16 protein-coding genes and 3 pseudogenes are annotated in these 17,377 nt (G+C 53.1%); 4 read left to right on the forward strand and 15 right to left on the reverse strand.

The genetic code is table 11. From position 1 onward, the window contains the following. The first annotated feature begins 360 nt into the window (after nucleotides 1-360). Together DAQ1742_RS05825 and DAQ1742_RS05830 are read left to right on the forward strand one after the other, a co-directional pair. A complete protein-coding gene (locus DAQ1742_RS05825; RefSeq protein ID WP_035343279.1) occupies nucleotides 361-2,217 on the forward strand; it encodes an Svx/AvrXca family virulence/avirulence protein in 1,857 nt (618 codons plus the stop codon). 141 nt (nucleotides 2,218-2,358) lie between these two features. Then, entirely contained in the window at nucleotides 2,359-4,251 is a 1,893-nt protein-coding gene (locus DAQ1742_RS05830; RefSeq protein WP_035343278.1) for an Svx/AvrXca family virulence/avirulence protein, read from the forward strand. 121 nt (nucleotides 4,252-4,372) lie between these two features. Here the strand turns inward: DAQ1742_RS05830 and DAQ1742_RS05835 are convergent, their stop codons facing one another. Next, the gene (locus DAQ1742_RS05835; protein ID WP_035343276.1) at nucleotides 4,373-5,182 is read right to left on the reverse strand and encodes a 5'-nucleotidase, lipoprotein e(P4) family; all 810 of its coding nucleotides are present in this window, start codon (nucleotides 5,180-5,182) and stop codon (nucleotides 4,373-4,375) included. Between the two features lie 639 nt (nucleotides 5,183-5,821). Here DAQ1742_RS05835 and DAQ1742_RS05840 point away from each other — a divergent pair. Next, a complete protein-coding gene (locus DAQ1742_RS05840) occupies nucleotides 5,822-6,613 on the forward strand; it encodes an NPP1 family protein (protein ID WP_035343270.1) in 792 nt (263 codons plus the stop codon). Nucleotides 6,614-7,529: 916 nt separating this feature from the next. Here DAQ1742_RS05840 and DAQ1742_RS05845 read toward each other — a convergent pair. Then, nucleotides 7,530-7,868, reverse strand: a complete 339-nt coding sequence (locus DAQ1742_RS05845) for a DUF4224 domain-containing protein (RefSeq protein WP_232046594.1) — start codon at nucleotides 7,866-7,868, stop codon at nucleotides 7,530-7,532. 98 nt (nucleotides 7,869-7,966) lie between these two features. On the opposite strand from DAQ1742_RS05845, the gene DAQ1742_RS05850 reads away from it, so the two are divergent. Next, a complete protein-coding gene (locus DAQ1742_RS05850) occupies nucleotides 7,967-8,407 on the forward strand; it encodes a toxin YdaT family protein (RefSeq protein ID WP_035346220.1) in 441 nt (146 codons plus the stop codon). Between the two features lie 328 nt (nucleotides 8,408-8,735). Here DAQ1742_RS05850 and DAQ1742_RS05855 read toward each other — a convergent pair. The 13 genes and pseudogenes from DAQ1742_RS05855 to DAQ1742_RS20480 all read right to left on the reverse strand — a co-directional run. Next, a pseudogene (locus tag DAQ1742_RS05855) lies at nucleotides 8,736-8,855 on the reverse strand (DUF2280 domain-containing protein); the annotation flags it as partial. 31 nt (nucleotides 8,856-8,886) lie between these two features. After that, nucleotides 8,887-8,973 (reverse strand): annotated as a pseudogene (locus DAQ1742_RS20470) (putative metallopeptidase); the annotation flags it as partial. A gap of 63 nt (nucleotides 8,974-9,036) precedes the next feature. After that, a complete protein-coding gene (locus DAQ1742_RS05860) occupies nucleotides 9,037-9,429 on the reverse strand; it encodes a hypothetical protein (protein ID WP_051124096.1) in 393 nt (130 codons plus the stop codon). Between the two features lie 270 nt (nucleotides 9,430-9,699). Continuing rightward, the gene (locus tag DAQ1742_RS05865) at nucleotides 9,700-10,770 is read right to left on the reverse strand and encodes a hypothetical protein (RefSeq protein ID WP_232046596.1); all 1,071 of its coding nucleotides are present in this window, start codon (nucleotides 10,768-10,770) and stop codon (nucleotides 9,700-9,702) included. Between the two features lie 57 nt (nucleotides 10,771-10,827). Continuing rightward, nucleotides 10,828-11,487 carry a hypothetical protein gene (locus DAQ1742_RS20475; RefSeq protein ID WP_035343266.1) on the reverse strand — a complete coding sequence of 220 codons (660 nt, stop codon included), beginning with the start codon at nucleotides 11,485-11,487 and terminating at the stop codon, nucleotides 10,828-10,830. Between the two features lie 43 nt (nucleotides 11,488-11,530). Then, a pseudogene (locus DAQ1742_RS05875) lies at nucleotides 11,531-12,444 on the reverse strand (helix-turn-helix domain-containing protein). Between the two features lie 160 nt (nucleotides 12,445-12,604). After that, the gene (locus DAQ1742_RS05880; protein ID WP_035343264.1) at nucleotides 12,605-13,030 is read right to left on the reverse strand and encodes a single-stranded DNA-binding protein; all 426 of its coding nucleotides are present in this window, start codon (nucleotides 13,028-13,030) and stop codon (nucleotides 12,605-12,607) included. A 444-nt stretch (nucleotides 13,031-13,474) separates the two neighbouring features. After that, the gene (locus DAQ1742_RS05885) at nucleotides 13,475-16,036 is read right to left on the reverse strand and encodes a TOPRIM and DUF927 domain-containing protein (protein ID WP_408609430.1); all 2,562 of its coding nucleotides are present in this window, start codon (nucleotides 16,034-16,036) and stop codon (nucleotides 13,475-13,477) included. Continuing rightward, nucleotides 15,934-16,158 carry a hypothetical protein gene (locus DAQ1742_RS20850; protein ID WP_408609431.1) on the reverse strand — a complete coding sequence of 75 codons (225 nt, stop codon included), beginning with the start codon at nucleotides 16,156-16,158 and terminating at the stop codon, nucleotides 15,934-15,936. The genes DAQ1742_RS05885 and DAQ1742_RS20850 overlap by 103 nt, the downstream gene beginning before the upstream one ends. Before the next feature lie 10 nt (nucleotides 16,159-16,168). Then, nucleotides 16,169-16,798: a hypothetical protein gene (locus DAQ1742_RS05890; protein WP_035343262.1), complete on the reverse strand. Its 630-nt coding sequence runs from the start codon at nucleotides 16,796-16,798 to the stop codon at nucleotides 16,169-16,171. Beyond that, complete coding sequence (locus DAQ1742_RS05895) at nucleotides 16,795-16,998, reverse strand: hypothetical protein (protein WP_035343260.1); 204 nt, start codon at nucleotides 16,996-16,998, stop codon at nucleotides 16,795-16,797. Before DAQ1742_RS05895 ends, DAQ1742_RS05890 begins: the two co-directional genes overlap by 4 nt. Continuing rightward, nucleotides 16,991-17,179 carry a hypothetical protein gene (locus DAQ1742_RS05900; protein WP_035343257.1) on the reverse strand — a complete coding sequence of 63 codons (189 nt, stop codon included), beginning with the start codon at nucleotides 17,177-17,179 and terminating at the stop codon, nucleotides 16,991-16,993. The genes DAQ1742_RS05895 and DAQ1742_RS05900 overlap by 8 nt, the downstream gene beginning before the upstream one ends. Continuing rightward, nucleotides 17,172-17,369: a host cell division inhibitor Icd-like protein gene (locus DAQ1742_RS20480; protein WP_035343254.1), complete on the reverse strand. Its 198-nt coding sequence runs from the start codon at nucleotides 17,367-17,369 to the stop codon at nucleotides 17,172-17,174. Before DAQ1742_RS20480 ends, DAQ1742_RS05900 begins: the two co-directional genes overlap by 8 nt. Between the last annotated feature and the right edge of the window lie 8 nt (nucleotides 17,370-17,377).

The raw sequence follows: 17,377 nt of genomic DNA on the forward strand, positions 1-17,377 counted from the left end.
TTCTTTTAATCATAAATTATTAGCGGGATGTGCTGGTTTTTTTTGTTTGGTTAATTTCATTCATTTTTTTAGCCAAAACAAATGAGTACGGTTTGATACGTTTTGTCAGTGATGTGCGGTGAGTCTGTATCACCCTATTTAAAAGTGTAATAATATTAATGAATCTATCTCGCAAGATGGATCGACTATCCCCCGCAAACGTGACAAAACGGTGCGGCAGTAACCGCAAAGAAACAGGGAGATAGCTGAATGGTCATGAAGACCTCTGGCTGCCTTTGTGCGCTGATGCGGGGAGGGTGTTCCTTTCATTAGGTCGTAAGAAGGCGTTACCTATTATTATCATGCTCGGAAAACGGATTTATGTCGCAGATAAAAAAATCGATATCTCTGGGGCGCTGTTTGCTGGCGGCAGGTAGCCTGCTGGCGGCGAACATTGCGTATGCGGATGAAACCTGCGTGGCCGGGAACTGGCAAGCCAGTAATGTCAGAGATATGCCCGCCGTGCAGTACCAGACCGAACATTTTGCCTTTCGCTGGAACAGTAATCAGGTTAAACAGGCTGACGTGGTGGCGGCGGGTAAGCAACTGGAGCTGATCTGGGATAAGTTCATTAACCAGATAAAATTCCCGCAACCCTACTGCAATGCCACCACCAAGTACAAAGCGAATATTCACATCGACCCCTCTTTTGGCCTTACCGGCGGGGTGGCTGATGGTAACACGATGGGGATGTGGATTGGCCCCGATACGCTGTTGGATCACTGGGGACTGGCGCATGAGTTTACCCATGCATTACAGGGGCAAACCGGCAGTTTCCAGTCTTCTGGCGAGCAAAATTTCGTGGGCTGGATCTGGGAATCCCACGCTAACTGGATGGCGCATCAGCTAGAGGAATACCGCGGCACGTCGGCACATTGCTCCGACATGCTGGTCAACTACCCGCATATGTATCTCGGCTCGACCCGCGATCGTTACTGCAACTGGCAGTTCATGGAGCATTTGAAAAACCGTTACGGTTATAGCGCCGTTAACGATCTCTGGGCCAAGGCACCGAAAGCCGGCAGCGCAGAGCAGAACACCACCGATCCGTTTAGTGTGCTGAAAAACAACATGGGCTGGAGCCAGTCGCAGTTGAATGACTTCTTTGGCGAGTGGGCGCTGCGCAATGTGAACTGGGATTACACCGACCCGGATGGTTATGATCGCGGAAGTTTTTATCGCCGGACCTATGGCGGATATGGTGCGGTAACACCGTCACAGCAAACGGCCGACCAATTGCTGCGCACCACGTCGCTGGAGCCGGTGAGCGCTTCTGGCGTTCGTCGTTTTGCTGTGCCGTTTGATCAAGCGCCTCAGCGCTGGGGCTATAACATCGTGCGCCTGCTGCCAGACAGCGGAGCCACCAAAGTCACCGTGTCGTTGCAGGGCATTGTGCAAAGTGCGCCTGCGGTTAACCGATTGCCGGGCCTGAAAAATGAACCGGCATCCCTGACGCAGCCAGATTCTGACTGGCGCTGGGGATTGGTGGCAATCGACTCGGCCGGTAAAACGCGCTACAGCGCATTACAGCGTGGCTCAACTGCCAAAATCAGCAATTTCGCGGTGAAGTCTAACGACAAAGGGCTGTATCTGGTGGTGATGGGAACTCCGTCGCAAATGCATCAGATAACCTGGGATCAGCCTTATTACTCGCTGTATCGCTACCCCTGGACGGTGGATGTGACCAATGCCTGGCCGGAAGGCGCGCAGCCAAACGCACCAACCCCGACCACCAGTGGGCGTCGTCACAGTAATGGCGGTGGTTGGGTAGCCGCTGGCGCGGAAGTGGCGTCTACGGCGTATGTCGGCCCTTATGCACGCGTGATTGGCGGCAAAGTGCTCGACTATGCCCGTATTGAAGACCATGCCACGGTATTAAGCGGCACGGTGTCTGGCAATGCCCGCGTCAGTGGCCTGACGGTGGTTCAGGGTGACACAGTCATCAAAGACAACGCCCAGGTCAATACCATCTTTAAAGGGCCGGGAGCGTTTGAAACGGGTGTGGTGGTCTCGGGTACGGCGCAATTCCGGGGCGATGCGGAAATCCGTGGCGCTTCGGCATCGCGCGGCGTGTTCTACGGTTTCATTGATGCCGATGCGGTGAAGGATACGCAATCCGGTGCCAGCCTGACCGAGGCGGTACCGGAAGTCACCGAACGTCCGGCTTACGCCAAATGATAACCGGCTGAAGACGGTATCAACATGAAAAGGGAACCGGGTAGCGGGTTCCCTTTTCGTCAGGGACATCGTGAGCGGCGGCGTAAATCAGGATCAACGCGCGCTCAGCATACGTGAAGAACTCAGTTAAAGGATGACGTGATGGTACATATCAGGACTGTGGCCCGGATGGTCAAAGGTGCGTTGATTATCGGTGGCTTGTTTACATTGACTCCGGCGTTCGCCGATGAAACCTGTATCGCAGGTAACTGGCAGGCCGATACCTCGGTGACAGGTATGCCCGCCGTGAAATATCAGAGCACGCATTTTGCTTTTCGCTGGAAAGACAGCGATGCGGGCAAACTGAATACGCAAGACGTCGAGGCGGCGGCAAAGCGGTTAGAGCAAGCCTGGGACAAGTACGTTAATCAGATTAAGTTCCCAGAGCCTTATTGCAACAGCAAGGTGAAACTCAAAGCTAACGTCCACCTCGACCCGACGTTTGCGTTGACCGGTGGTTTGGCGTCGAATGGCAGTATGGCAATGTGGATTGGCACGGAAGAGCTGAAGAACACATGGTCGATCAGTTGGGCGATGGCTCATGAGCTGGCACATGCGCTGCAAGGTCAGACCGGCGGTTTTCAGGCTACTGCGCCGGACAGTATCAATTATATGGGCTGGTTCTGGGAGGCCCACGCCGACTGGATGACTCACCAACTGGATGACCTTCACCACACTCAGACTGACCGGGTGGAAGAAGCGATTAATACGCCGCATTTGTATCTTGGCAACACGCGTACCCGCTATGGCGGCTGGATGTTCCTGGAAAACCTGAAAAACCGTTACGGCTATAAAGCCGTCAATGATTTGTGGGCGAAAGCGCCGAAATCAGGCGATCCCGGGCAGGCGACGGCCGATCCGTTTAGTGTGCTGAAAAGCAACATGGGCTGGAGTCAGTCTGAGCTGAACGATTTCTTTGGTGACTGGGCATTGCGTAATGTCGGCTGGGACTATACTGACCCGGATGGCTATAACCAGGGCGCGGTTTATCGTCGCATCGTGGGCGGCTATGACGCCTTCGAGCCAAATGGCGGCAACTCGCATCGACTTCTGCGTGTCGCGACGCTTGATCCTATCAGCAATACCTCAGGCGCACGTCGTTTTGGCGTACTCTACGAGCAGGCACCGCAGCGCTGGGGTTACAACGTGGTGCGGCTAATACCAGACAGTGGTGCCAGCCGGATCAGCGTGAAATTCAACGGTGTTATCCAGAACGTGGCGGCGGTCAATCGCTTCCCCGGCCTTAAAAACGATCCGGTTGCACTCGTGTCGCCGGATCCCGACTGGCGCTGGGGTCTGGTTGCGGTCAATGCATCAGGTAAGGTGCGTTACAGTGCGTTACAGCGTGGTGCCAGTAACACCGTTAATAATTTCTCTATCAAGAAAGGTGAAAGCCTCTATCTGGTGGTGATGGGGACACCGACAGAGATGCACAAAATTAAATGGGATCAGGCTTACTACGGCGTGTATCGCTATCCTTGGACGGTGGATCTGACCAATGCCTGGGCCGATGGCAGTCAACCGAATGCACCAACGCCGACGGCCAATGGCCACCGCCATCGTAACGGTGGCGGCTGGGTTGCCGAAGGCGCACAGGTGGATGACACCGCGTATGTCGGGCCGTATGCCAAAGTGCTGGGCGGCAGCGTGTTAGGTAACGCCCGCATTGAAGACCATGCAACGGTTATCGGTGGCACGGTATCGGATAATGCACGCATCAGCGGCCTGACGGTGGTTCAGGGTGATGCGGTGATTAAAGATAACGCGCAGGCCAATACCGCACTCTGGCCGCTCGGGTTAACGGTTCCCGGGCTGGTGGTGTCCGGGAATGCGCAACTACGCGGAGATATCGATGCGCAAGAAGCGAATATGGCGATATCGCGTGGGGTGTTCTATGGCTATCTGACCAATGCAGAGAGCCGAGACAAACAGGCCGGTGCTGACCTGACCGAGGCCGTACCGGAAGTCACCGAACGCCCGGCTTACGCAAAATAGGCGGCATGCAGGGCTGGTCGCCGTTTATCGGCTGACAATCGGGGTATAAACAACGGGGCGCAAGCCCCGTTGTTTATGGCCGAGCGGTGTTGTCTGTGGCAGAGGGGCGGTGAAGCGTCAATTATTGCCCGCTCCAGGCGCGCAACTGCTGTTCACGCACCCGCAGTTTCTGCTCTGGCGACAGCTTGTTGTAGTCTTTGTCCAGCCCGCTTTCCCAGTCACCGTAGAGCGGGTTAGGTAACACAATGAACTGGGTGCCGAATTTGGCCCGGTTAGCGCTGACGAATGCCCGACGTTCCTCGTTCAATTTGTGGTAAGTCGCTGCGCCAAAATCGTTCAGGTTATCGCCGATATACAGCACAATCTGGTTGCCTTTGGCACTGATTTCATCAAATCGCGCCTGTTTGTTGCTATTTCCCTTGCTCAGCCACAGCGTCTGGTCATTCACGTCTGGGAAGCCGAGTTTGAGCATATTTTCCCGGGTATCAGCCGCTTCGCTTTCCAGCCGGTTGGACACATACAGCACCTGGCCGCCGTGGCTATTCACGTAGCGGGCGAACTCTACCGCACCGGGGACAGCCCGCGCCTGGCTTGCATGTGACCAGCGGCTCCAGCTTGCCGGGCTAAACGGTTGGCCTTGTTTAGCCTGCCAGCCGCTGTATGCGCTGTTATCCAGCATGGTTTCATCTATATCGACCACCACCACTTTTTTCTTGCCTGCCGTGCTCTGGACAGCATCAAACGCTACCCGGGCTGAGTTAAAGGCTTGATAACACAATGCCTGATATTCACCGGACTGCTGGAACCAGTTCAGCGCCAAAACCGATTGATGAGACAGGGTGGCCTGTGCATCTTGTTGATGAACGGTGGTACATCCGGTTAGCGCCAGAGCGGCTATCAAGGCGCTGGCAGCAAAAGTGAATTTTTTCATGAAGTTTCCTTAATGGGCCGGGTAATGTGTGCCGGCCGTTATGGTTGTGCCTGTCTGGGCGATGTGATGCGTCATGCTGAGCTGTCAGGCTCGTCATCGAATCAGGAATGATCCGAGGAGTAAATACGTTGGTTTAATTTGCTCGCACTTTTTTAATGTCTGTCACGAATTCATGATGTTTTGAGCTGTGCATCATTGATGAAAATATCGTGTATTTGTTTTTTCTGTCATGCAGGGAAAAGAGAATGTCCGCATAATTTATTATTAATATAAAAATAATTTCAATGAAATAAATTGAGGTTTTTCCTTCTGTCGATATTGTGATGTGGATGTTGGTGATGCAAATTTGCATTACTTTTTTCTTGTTACTCTTGCTTATTTTTAAAGTGCCATATTGTGATACTGCTCATGCTTTTTCGCTCTGAAATGATGATTGTTTTTTTATTAAAACTGTCGTTATGATGTTTTATTTTACAGGCGTGTAATGTCATGGTTTTTTGAATTTTTTTTTGGCTTTGTCATTATGTTGTTTTGATTTCTTCATTTATTCGTAAAGCGAGTGAAGTCGTTTTTCTTTGCCGTTAAAAGCACTTATGGGCAATGACGCCCAATGTAAGTAAAACAGAAACAGGAGATGATATGTTTTTAAAGAAAACAGCTGTTCTGGCCACCCTTCCTCTCTGGGTGGTTTTTTCTGCCAATGCTGATGATTTTGATAAATTGGATCAGGCGCTGCCAGCGGGGGTGAATGCTGCCTCTATTGCGCCGGTGTTTGATTTTGATACCGATGGCTGCCTGCCCAGTGCCGGTATCAGCCGTAGCGGCCAGCAAAATGGTGGGCAAAAACCGACGGGGAGCCTGACCGGTGGATGCCGCTGGAAGACTTTTCTGGATAAATCGAATACCCTTCACCGGTATGCGTGTATTAACAACGGTGGCAACCGCTATTGTGGCCATTTCTATGCTTTATATTTTTTGAAAGACCAGATTTTGGCTGGCGTAAATAGTGGCCATCGCCATGACTGGGAATATGCTGCCGTCTGGACAAAAAATGGTGCCGTAACACACGGCAGTTTCAGTGCTCATGGTAAGCTCACCACGACAGCGGCAGCAAATATTGATAAGCAAAGCGGGCATCTGAAATTTGTTTATCATAAAGATGGTGCATTAACCCATGCATTTCGTTTTGCAGATTCAGGCGAGCAGGCGGAAAACCCTTACAATACCTTTGTCACCCCCGATATTATTAGCTGGTACTCGGTGCATGGCGATGGTATCAGCAATCAGGATATGCGTAACAAGCTGAATACCTTTAATTATGAATCGGCAGATATTCCGATGAAAGACAGTAACTTTCTTTCTAATCTGAATGCCGGTAAACCCGGTGATTACCCCGCCTTTACACAAGCCAGTGTAGATAGTTCTAAATAATTACACTTTATCTGCCGGGCTGAGCCCGGCTATCTCCATCTTCTTTTCTCTCTAAAATTATTGGTCTTTATATTCACGAATTGCTGCCAGACATTCTTCACATCGCGTTTTTAAGAAGAATGAACCGATATCGCTATTACCGTAGTGCGGCACCAGGCACCGCCTTTTTGATGTCAGTCAGCAACATATGTGTATAGAAAAAAGATCGAACCTGTCATATACACAATTTTATACACACAATGGCCGGGCTTCTATAGGCTTTGGTTGGATGGTATAGGACAGGGGTTTTTTCTTTTTGCTTGTTTTTAAAGGGTTTTTAGACTTGCTGAGAAGGTGTGAGACGGGTCGATGGCCCCAGCAGGAGTGAAATTAAATTTATATTTATTTGATTTTAATGATTTTATTTCTGTTTTGTTTTAATGGATACCCCCAAAAATACCCCCACATGGTTTTTCGTACTCAATCATTGATGGTTTTCTCGCCACTAAAAATGGTTTTCTTATCCTAATGCCCCTCAGAACCAACATGGGCAGTAAGGCGAAGAAAGGTTTCAAAGATTGATCTACAGAAAACCCGCCAGGGGCGGGTGAGTGTTCTAATCAGTGTTGCGCGTTCGGGCTCTTCTTTCCTGCATATTCATACCATGATGTTTACGCCGGTTACCACACATCCAGCATGAGCACGAACACGGGGTTTGATAGCATGATCCGACGGCAATGGCGCTTCCATCCCCTGCATTATGGTAATGAGTACGTTTTTTCTTCAGACGAGACTCATGATGCTTGCGCCATGAGCGATTTCTTTTCTTCATACGAGAACTCCACCGTATTAAATGGAGCGGCCACACCTTCGCATGACCGCCTTAACGTGAGTTCTGAATAAGTAATTTTTCTCATGCACAGGAATTTACCACACATCACGCAAATTTCTTTCCTCTCCTCGGAGAAGGAAGATCCAAAGCAGCAAAATTAGGCTCTATTTGGGGCTCTGGCTCAGGCAGTTGGTTGCGCGTGTTCAACGGGTGATTGAAGTTGTACCAGGTTGTACGTGGGCGCCCATCGCGGCGTCGCACGAACGCGATACAATGCTCCTGCAGTATCTGACATTGCACACCCGGATAGCGCGCCCCAGTGATTTCAATCATTTCCTCATCGGTGATGAGCGTCATATTTGGATCGCGTGATTCCACCTTATCCCCTTTATGCTTTTGCCAATCAGCCTTCTGAACAGAGCCAATACCGATATAGAGTGACATGTCACACTATGTGGGCCATTTTTACACTATTTCGATACTGGTACAGCAAAGGATGGTTTAAGTCTGATTACGAAGAATCAATTTATAAGAGGGACGCGATGGAACGTTTAAAGGCTGAAGTTGAGGATTGGGCGCTGGAAGCCAGCCAGGAACATGTGACGATAGAGATAACTAAGCAGTTTTTTCTATTGGGTGGCAGTGATTCAGTGAGATTGCACCCAATAGAAAGTGACGGTGACGCGGACTGGCGGTCAATCAACAATAATCGGCAAAAGATATTTCGCTGGCTGCGTTCTGATTCCCGCGCATCGCGAGTCAAGGTAGAAGCATTGAAGCCCGCCATTATCGCAGCTCTACCCGCTGAACGGCGGGCGCACATTAATGGCGATCAACATGATTATCTGGTATCAGTGCTGTTACGTGACATATCGAAAGCGCTTATTTCCATAGTCCTGAAAGATGTCGAAATGGTAGAGCGTATCGGTAGGGTGCAGAATTCCTTTGATGCGATACTTCGCAACGTCACCAATCACAGATAACAAATTGTGTAAGGAATTTTGCTCGCCAGGGGGAATTTTCCCGCACCTGTAACTCCTGCAGTGTTAACACTCACGTACATTGGATTGGGGGCTATAGCAGTTGGCCCGCATCTCTTGTCAGATAAGGCGTTAGCCGTTTTTCGTTACCCCAATTCTTCCAAACTATTCCAAATTCTTGGTGACATAGGTCGTGCAAGACGGGAGAGGAATTTAAGACAGGGTTTTTGAGAAGTTACGCTGTAAGCCAATCTGAATAAGGCTCTGTGGTGAGTTGGCATAATCAATCCGTCCTAACCAGTCCTGAATTTACGCTACATAATCGATCGTTTTGCTTGGTCAATTTGATACCGAATTCTTTTTGGACGGACTCTACCACCTGAGAAAGGGAATCGAAGCACGCAAGAGATTGAATGATGAAGGCTTTCACCTCTGGTTTTAGAGCAGCCATGTTTCACTATCCGTCCAATACAGTCCAATATTTACGCCAGCCTCAACATGCATGTCCCGAACGCTCTGGCAACATCAAGGTGGGCAACCTCCGCAGGTTGATTTGCGGCATCAACCAATTACTGTATGTCGCCGTCATTGCGCAGTTCTCCCTTTTTTATGGACTCAAGAAATTCTTGGGATTACCGATTTTCAGTATCCTGTTTTTTAATACGCCTCAAATCCCGTTTTACGTGCCTTACCTGCTTTAAGCCGGTCTTTGCCTGCATCAGCTCAAGCCTCATTATCTCATCGGTATGCAGTCCCATCAGCCCATGAATCAGTGTCATCTCACGCCATTGTTCCGTTCCCGGCTCCGGGTTAGCCTTTAGCAATTGTCCAAAGCGTTCCGCCAGCAAAAGATTTCGCACCCGGTTTCTCAACAGCGGGGAAAGGTCATCGTCACCTTCCAGTGGAAAGAATGCCCGTCGACTGCGTTCGCCATGCTTCACCGCGTTGGTATTACCCGGAGGTGCGCCAGCACCTTTACGCCTGCCTCCCCATCCCGATCTTGATTGTTGGCGAGTTTTTTTCATTTAACGCCTCGTTGTACGCAAATGCGCATGCAGACTGCGTGTTTTTATCTTAACAAACCTTAACATCTCAATGGCGATATGGCCCGTAACCATCTGACCATCAAATCCAGAAATATCAGGCTTATCAGCTATTTTGCGAATTCGCAATTTGCTTTGTCTAATTCACTGCGAATTCGCAGTGTGCATGTATCGGTTTGTATCGCATCGTCTGCGTACTACGAAACATCGCTCATGCTGCCGTGGACAGATGAATACAGCACCATAACCGTTTTAGTAACCGCGAGAAGCGTAAACGCGAGCCATTCCAGCCCAGTGAGAGAAAAGGATTTCGTACTTTATGGGGTTGTAGTTAATGCTTCCATTGGCTGCCGCGTAGCGCCATGCTCTATCAGAAATAGAGCGATCTTTAGCTGTTTCCCCCCATTTCACAATATCCCTTGCCATACCCTGTACACATGAGAGCCTTAATACTTTTTCACCAACATATGCCCCAACGTCTGAACATGACGACATAGTCATATCAAGGCTATTTCTGAAATACTCTAGCCCACCAGCAGACATAAACTGGCGATTATTGGCATAAACCACATCGTCACTTCTTACGGTGAATTTAATTGTGTTCAACGCGTCAATAATCAGTTGCTGCTCTGGCGTGGGCTTTGCCCATAAAATAAGGCGGACAGGCCTATCTGATGCCAACAGATTTTCTCTGTGCAGTTTATCCCTGGCTTCGTTTTCAGCCTTATACTTCTGCTGATTATCAGCCTGAATTTTCCGGTAATAGTTGGCAATTTCCCCCTTTTCCTTGGTGAACGAGGCTACACTTTTTTTAAAGTCGCTTTCACTGACCTTATTTAGCCCCATACTCCAGCGGTCTTTTTCGTAATCGGTATAGATGGCATCAACCTTTGCTGGATTGTCCAGCACCGAGGTCAAATTAACCAAGATCTTAACTGCTTCCTCGCCAGCGTGATTGCTACTGTCAAAAGTTGATAGCGCGCCAACCTCATAACTTCCATATTCATGGTAGGCAGCATAGAACAGAGGAATTGTCTGTGGTTTGCCATTAACAGCATGGACAATGCTTTTATCGTCACATGCAAGTCCATCCCATTGAAAGAGGCTTTTACCACCGTTTTTGTATGTCTCGCAATCATCTATGCCTAAACGAATTAATGCAGGCCACCCCGGGCGCTCCTTATAATCATCGCTTTTAACGATATGCATCTGTGTTAATGTTTTGGCGGGATCGATTTTCCCATTCGTACACGCCCCAAGAGGAAGGGATAGCAAAGAAAAAATAATGAGTCTAATAGTTACAGTTAAAAATTTTTTCATCATCCTAATGCCTATAATTAATTTCAAAGTAAGCGATCACAATTTACTCCTTATCAAGTTTCAACCGGAAGTTACTTTATTCTGGGCGTAACCTAAATTATCCAGTTCATCCAGCGTCCAAACCTTTGGGCTAAGACTATCAATGCTGCCCATGACGGCCTGAAAGCTACTGGCTGGCATGTGGTTGCGATTCTCCAGTATCTTCGCCAGAGCAATAACGTCCCACCACTTCAAGGCGATCAATGACTGAGTTCGGGAAAGGGATTTGCTCTGTATATGCTCATCTTCTCCACCAACAGCGTGATACACCTCAATCAGATCCCGAACGTCACGCATGTCATATTTGCCAGACGTTCCCATCAGTGCGTTAACACTTTCCCCGGTATACCGCGATTGTGCGACAATGCCAGCCAGAGAGCAGATCATCGCACCACAAACCTGATTCTTCAGTTCAGACTTTGTCTCAGCAGAGGATAAATGATAGGTCCTAATATCATCTATTTTGCGCGGATAATTGATGTGCCAGACGGCGACAGCATTACATTCATCAGCATCACCGGCAAGGTACGTTTTCGCTACTCTTCCCTTACCAGCCAAGGCAATTTCTACACGTGAGTTACCTAAAAACCACGCTGCTATGCCGTGTCCGGCTTCATGTATGGCGAGGTGTCTGGGCCAGCGATAACCGCCGATCTCAATGATTGTCCCCTGTGTGCTCATAGCCAATCCTCATAATGAATTGTTGTCATCAAGTAGTGCTTGCTTAATAAAACTGGTTTGCCTTGCCGTCGGATCCTATTAAGTTCAGGTACACCGCATCGTTATCCTCGCCACGCTCCTGGTGCCGTTCGCTCCTGAGGAACCATTTCAGTATCGCCAGCGCTTCCCGCTGGTGAACCGGCCCTATTGTGGAGAGCTTGCCATCCAGCCACGCTTCCCGGTCACAGATACACTGGTGATGTTCGTAAAACCCATCCCCCAGCGCTTTGCTGGCGGCGCTGCGCATCACATAAAGCCAGTCCCAGTATTCGACTTCACGCACCACATCAGACAGCGTGTGCGGGTCGGGCAGCACGTCGCAAAAGCCCCGGTGAGCCACTGAGCGGGCATCCTGTACCTCCATGATGCGCCACCCCTTCAGCTCGCCACTGTCTGCCTCTTCTGGCGTCATGCCGTAGTGTTCATCCACCTGAAAAACGGATTGCGCAATGAGTCGCTCCGGTTCGGTTGGCTCCATCGCAGCGGCGTAACTGCCAAAGTGCGCCCGCACCTGACTGGCTTTGCTAATAGCCCGCCGCGCGTTCTCGATACAGTTCTGTGGGTTGTCCATGCCGATGGTGCTGAATGCCACGATAAACGGCTCATGGCCTTGTGCCATCAGCCAGTGACGGTAACGCTGTTCAGCCTCCTGCGGGGTGATGGTGAGTTTTTGCAGGGCCATTTCTGCCGCTGGCAGGTGTGCAGGCTCGTCCAGCTTGATCACCTCCAGCACCCACAGGTATGCATCTGTCTGGTGGTGGCCGGTGATCACCCGCTGCGGGGTAACGGTTTAATGCCCGCCAGCGCAGTGCCATAGCGAGCCTCTGGAATGGAGAACATCGCCACATGCGCCGGGTTGTCCGCAAACAGTCCGCTTCGCTGGCAGACACTGCGCACGGTAGCGTGCTTTATCTCCATGCGGGCAGCGATTGTGCGATAACCCATTCCGCCGCGCTTGAGGCGGATAATCTCCGCTTTTTGTTCCGGTGTCAGTCGCATGTTGCCCCCACTGTGTGCAAGCCTGTTTCACATTCCAGGCGCAATACGGTATGTGTGCTCTCTGTCATGTCGGCGTTCCTCAAAATGGCGTGTCATCACGGAAATCGGCCATATCAGGGGCGCTTGCCTCCTGTGCCCGTCGTAGCGCATCGGTTGGCTGACCGGCAGCGCCTTTACGCCCGCCGGGGCGCACCGTTCTGGCGCTCACCACGCTGTCGGCAATCACCTGATAACCGGTTTGCATCGTGCCGGTGCTGTCAGTCCACTGGGTGATCTGCATGTTGCCCGATACGCTCACCCGGTCGCCTTTCTGATGTTTTGCCAGTGCGTCAGCCTGTTTACCAAAGGCTGTCACCGCCAGCCAGAACGTGGCTTCGCCGTTCTCTGCCTTCTGACAGGGCAGCGGGACGGCTATCCGGGTGAAACTCATGGCGTTGCCGGTGCGGGTGGTGCTGTTCTGCACATCGGCGACCAGACGGCCATAAGCTGAAATCTGTGCTGTCATGGTTGTTTTTCTCCTTTTTACGTGTGTGAAAGCATCCTGTTCTGGCTGGTCGTCCTCTGGCTGGTGCTGAAACGTTGGCGTGACGACGATATACAGACACAAAACATCACGGGTTCAGCGGGTTCACGGGTTCAGTTGCGTACCGTTACTATTTTTTTGTCTTTTCAAACATTGGGTTAAAAAATATCGCTCGCTTTTTGCGCTAAAAATTGAACCCGTAAAGCTGTGCGCTGAACCCGTTTGATAGGGTGTCGCCACGGGTTCACGTCGCCCGCCAGAAAATGAGGCCCAAAAGGAAACGGGTTCAGAGTGCGGCAAAACGGGTTCAAGACGGGTTCAACAGGAAACCTGTTTCCCTTATAAAACAGACCTTTTTACAGAGTGAACCCGTTGAACCCGCTGAACCGTTACGTTTTATTCGTGTGTGAGTCACACAAGGGGCTGTTACTCCGTATCCGGGGCATACATCAGGACATAGAAAACCGGCTGACGCCCTTCCACACGTACCGCCTTCTTTTTAAACCGGTCTTTCCCCGGCTCTAACATCCCCGCATCGGCCAGCACTTTCGCAAACTGCCTGACGTTAAACCCCCTGGCGATTTCGCCCTCAAAGGTGGCCGGGAAGGTGTAGAACATCATCGGGGCGGCATCGTGCTTGCCCCTGTCCCGGTATCCGGCAAGGTCACGTATAGGCAGGTCTTGCGGGTTGTAGGGCAGCGGGGCAAACCGGCTCAGGCCGTGGGCGTTCAGGAACGCTTCGCACTGCTCGACAATCTGCTGGTGCTCCTTGTTGCCGGTACCGAATTCGCGCACCCAGGCATTAAAGCTGTGCTGTATCGCATCCCGGCCCGTCTGTTCATCCCAGCCGGTAATGACCCGGCCCAGCGACAGCGCTGCGTCCATCACGGCAAAGCGGGCGGCTACCCGGTGAACCTGCTCGCCATAGTCGGCAGGAATGAGACTGCGCCAGCGTGTTTCAGCGGCTCTCACCGCCTCGATAGCCTGTTGCGGGTGGTCGGCAAGGTGCTTAATCCACGCCCGGCCTGCGGCACCGTGGTACTGCTGGCAGGCGTCTTTCAGTGCGTCGGCGTGCTGTTTGCCGTTGGCGTGTTCATGAAAGCGCGTCGTTTTGCTTAAGGGGATGTTCAGCAGCCGAACCAACTGGCCCGCCTTGGTTTTTCTGCCCACGCTGGCAATGAACGTTTCCAAATCCATTTCGCCAGTGCTGATTGCCACCGTGCGCCAGCGCTTGAGCTCCCGGTTGCCGCCTTCTTTGGCCCCCTGCAATTTGCCGACACCGTTAAACAGCGCATAGGCGGCCTGCGCCACGCTCACCGGGTCAGCGCCCTGACCGACTTCATCGAGTGGCATCAGCGCGTCGTTGTGGGCGGCGGCTTCGTTCGCCAGCCCCAGCGCGGTGCCGTACCACGTCAGGCGCAGTAACTCCGGGTTACCGTACAGGCTGGTGGCAACGCTGGCGGTGGTGGTTTTCCCGGCGCTCGATTGCTCATAGAAATGGATGCCGAATCCGTCAGCCCCCACCAGCCCGATTAACGGGGCCGCCAGCGCCGCCGCCATACCGGTCATCATGGCGTAGTTGCCCCCGGCAAGGCGGGCCACGTTGTCGCGCCAGCCTTCTGCCGTGCCGCTGACGGTGTAGCCTGCGGCGGCTGCGCTGCGCCCGCTGAACAGTACCGGCCTGTCAGGGGTGCCGATGATTTCCCCGTCCGGCATGAGGTAAGCCCCGCACTGCCAGCCGGTCGCGTGCGCGATATGCCAGATATCCCGTGCGGCACTGCGCTGGAGCCAGTCGGCCAGAATGGCGCGCAGGCTGTTTTTGGTGGTGACGTTGACACCGCCGTTTTTCAGCGTTCGCCAGCCCTCGCGCTCGCCGATATCCGCCAGCGGAATGGCCTGTGTGGTGTCAGCCGTCGCGCCGATGGGTCGCCAGCGCATTATCAGGTACTGGTCTTTGTCGTCCCGGCCAATGCCCACCACTGCCAGCGGGGAGCACAGCCAGCTTTCATTGTTGATAATCTCGCCGCTGTCTTTGTCCACTTTGGGGGTTACCCAGAACACCCCATCCCGGCGACTCTGCACATGCGGTTTTAATGGGTCGCTATGCGTTGGCTTGCTGCTGTCCGGTTCATCCGCTGGCGGCGAATACAGCGAGGCGGCAAACGCCTGCGTCGCGGCCATCAGCCCGTATTGCTGGCGGTAATCGTCCCAGTCAGCCTTTTCATCAGTCGGCGGCAGTGCCACCTGGCCGTTGACCGCACGGGCGGCTTTCTCCGCCCAGTCTTTCCCTGCGTTCGGCGCATCCGGTTTGATGTCGTTATCAGCGGCCAGAATGATACGGGCGCTGGCATACCGGGTACGCATGGCCTTTGCCACTGGCACCATGTTGCCCGCGTCGATAGCGGCGAGGGTCAGCGCCTCCGGGCGCATCTGGTGAACGCTTAATGCCGTCGCCAGCCCTTCGGCGATAATCACCGTATCGGGCTGTGCGGGCGCATTCACCGCGTGATACGCGCCGCGTTTCGCCGAGTCCGCCACCTGTCGCTTGCGGCCATCGGGGGTTATCGTCTGTGCGGCGGCGGTGGTGCCGCTGGCGTCCTGTAACGTCAGCAGCAGGGTGCCATCGGGCAGCAGCGGATACGACAACCCGGTTAAGCCTTTTCCGGCCAGATAGACGGATTCCCCCGGCTGTGCCTGTGCGGTCAGCTTTTTCAGCCGTGCGGCAAAGCGCCGGGCTTTTTCTGCGGTACGGGCCTGCTCGTCGGCAGACGGTGATTGCCGGGTATCATGCTGGCGCGTGTCCGGCGCTGGCGCATCGGCTGCCATTCCCAGCACGTCGGCCACCAGGCGGGCGGCGTCTGCCGCATTACACTGGCGAACGTTCATCACCAGCGCCAGCCCGTCACCGGCTTCCGGCTCACAGTGGCGGCAATGCCAGGTGCCGCGCCCGTCCAGATTATCGAACTGGAAGCGGTCTTTACCCCGCACGCCGGGCAGGGGGTGAGCGTGGTGGGGTGGCGGGGAACCTCAATACCCAGCAGGGCCAGCACATCAGGCCAGCAGCCCACCGCCGAGCGGGTCACTTCACGGATAAAATCGATATTGCGCATTCCATTGCCCTCAGTGCGTTGCCGGTGGCGGCAGCACGCTATCCAGCGCGAAGAGCTGTAACGCCTGGTCATGCAGGGTAGCCATCACACTGCGCCCGGTTTCGGTCAGCTCACCGGCCACCGGCCCCACCATCGCGACATAGAGCGCCAGCGCGTTGCGCCGCCCGTCTTCCTCCCCGTATGTGGCTGTCATGGCCCCTTCGACCGCACCGGCAAGGGTTGCACGCTCTGCGGCAGGGAAAACGGGTAATTCGCCGTACTGGCTGCGATACAGCGCGGCGGGTATCGGGTGGCCGCTGTCGTCCGTCACGGTGACGCAGCCGTTTATTGCTTCCTGTTCAAGCACGAATTTCACCGACACAAACCAGCGGAACAGGATCAGTTTCTGCCGGTCATCCGGCCTGAAATGGCCCTGTAGCATGGCATCAGTCAGCGCCCGCACCACCTGAATGCCGGTCAATAACGCCCGGTCATACTCGGTGCTGTCCAGACGGGAAACGGCTTCATCAAAGGTCAGTAAACGGGTTTCATCCTGTACGGCGGCGTTCTCGTGTGTGATTCGGATACCGTCGGGCCACAGGTCAACGTGACTACCGGCGCATTGCGCCGCCAGCATGGAAATTGGGCGTTGTTTATTCACTGTGGTTCTCCCGCTGGCGCAACCTGCCAGCCCGCTTGCCGTGCCAGCTCCAGAAACGCATCCAGACAAGCAACATGTTCGTCATCGAATAACCGGCGGTCGCTGGTGGCGATGCCGTTCTCCACATACACCAGCACGCGCCCGGTAAAGTCAGGCGGCACGCTCAGTGTGGCGTTGAGAGTGGGGAGCTGGTCATGCATGGGACACCTCCGCTTGTTCAGGCTCTTTCTGGCTGGCGCGATACAGGTGGTCGATACGCTCCTGCAGGACAAACAGCAGGATTTCACGCGCCTGCGGTTCATCCGTGTTGACGGCGGCATAGGCCAGTGCCCGGCACTGGTCGATAATTTCATCCAGTTCTAACGGGGTGTTATCAAACATGGCGCACCGCCTTAACCGGCAGGCGGCCCGCGAAAAAGCAGAGGTGATCGCCAGCCAGTGTGCGGCGGGCTTCGTGTTCAGAAACGGCAGGGATACGGTGAATGACCGGTTTTTGTGTAAGACAGTCACGGCGGATTGCGGCAATAAGCCAGATAAATTGCGGTTTTGGGGTAGGGGTAGTAGCCAGCATGTGGCAGC

The organism is Dickeya aquatica (assembly GCF_900095885.1).
GTDB lineage: Bacteria > Pseudomonadota > Gammaproteobacteria > Enterobacterales > Enterobacteriaceae > Dickeya > Dickeya aquatica.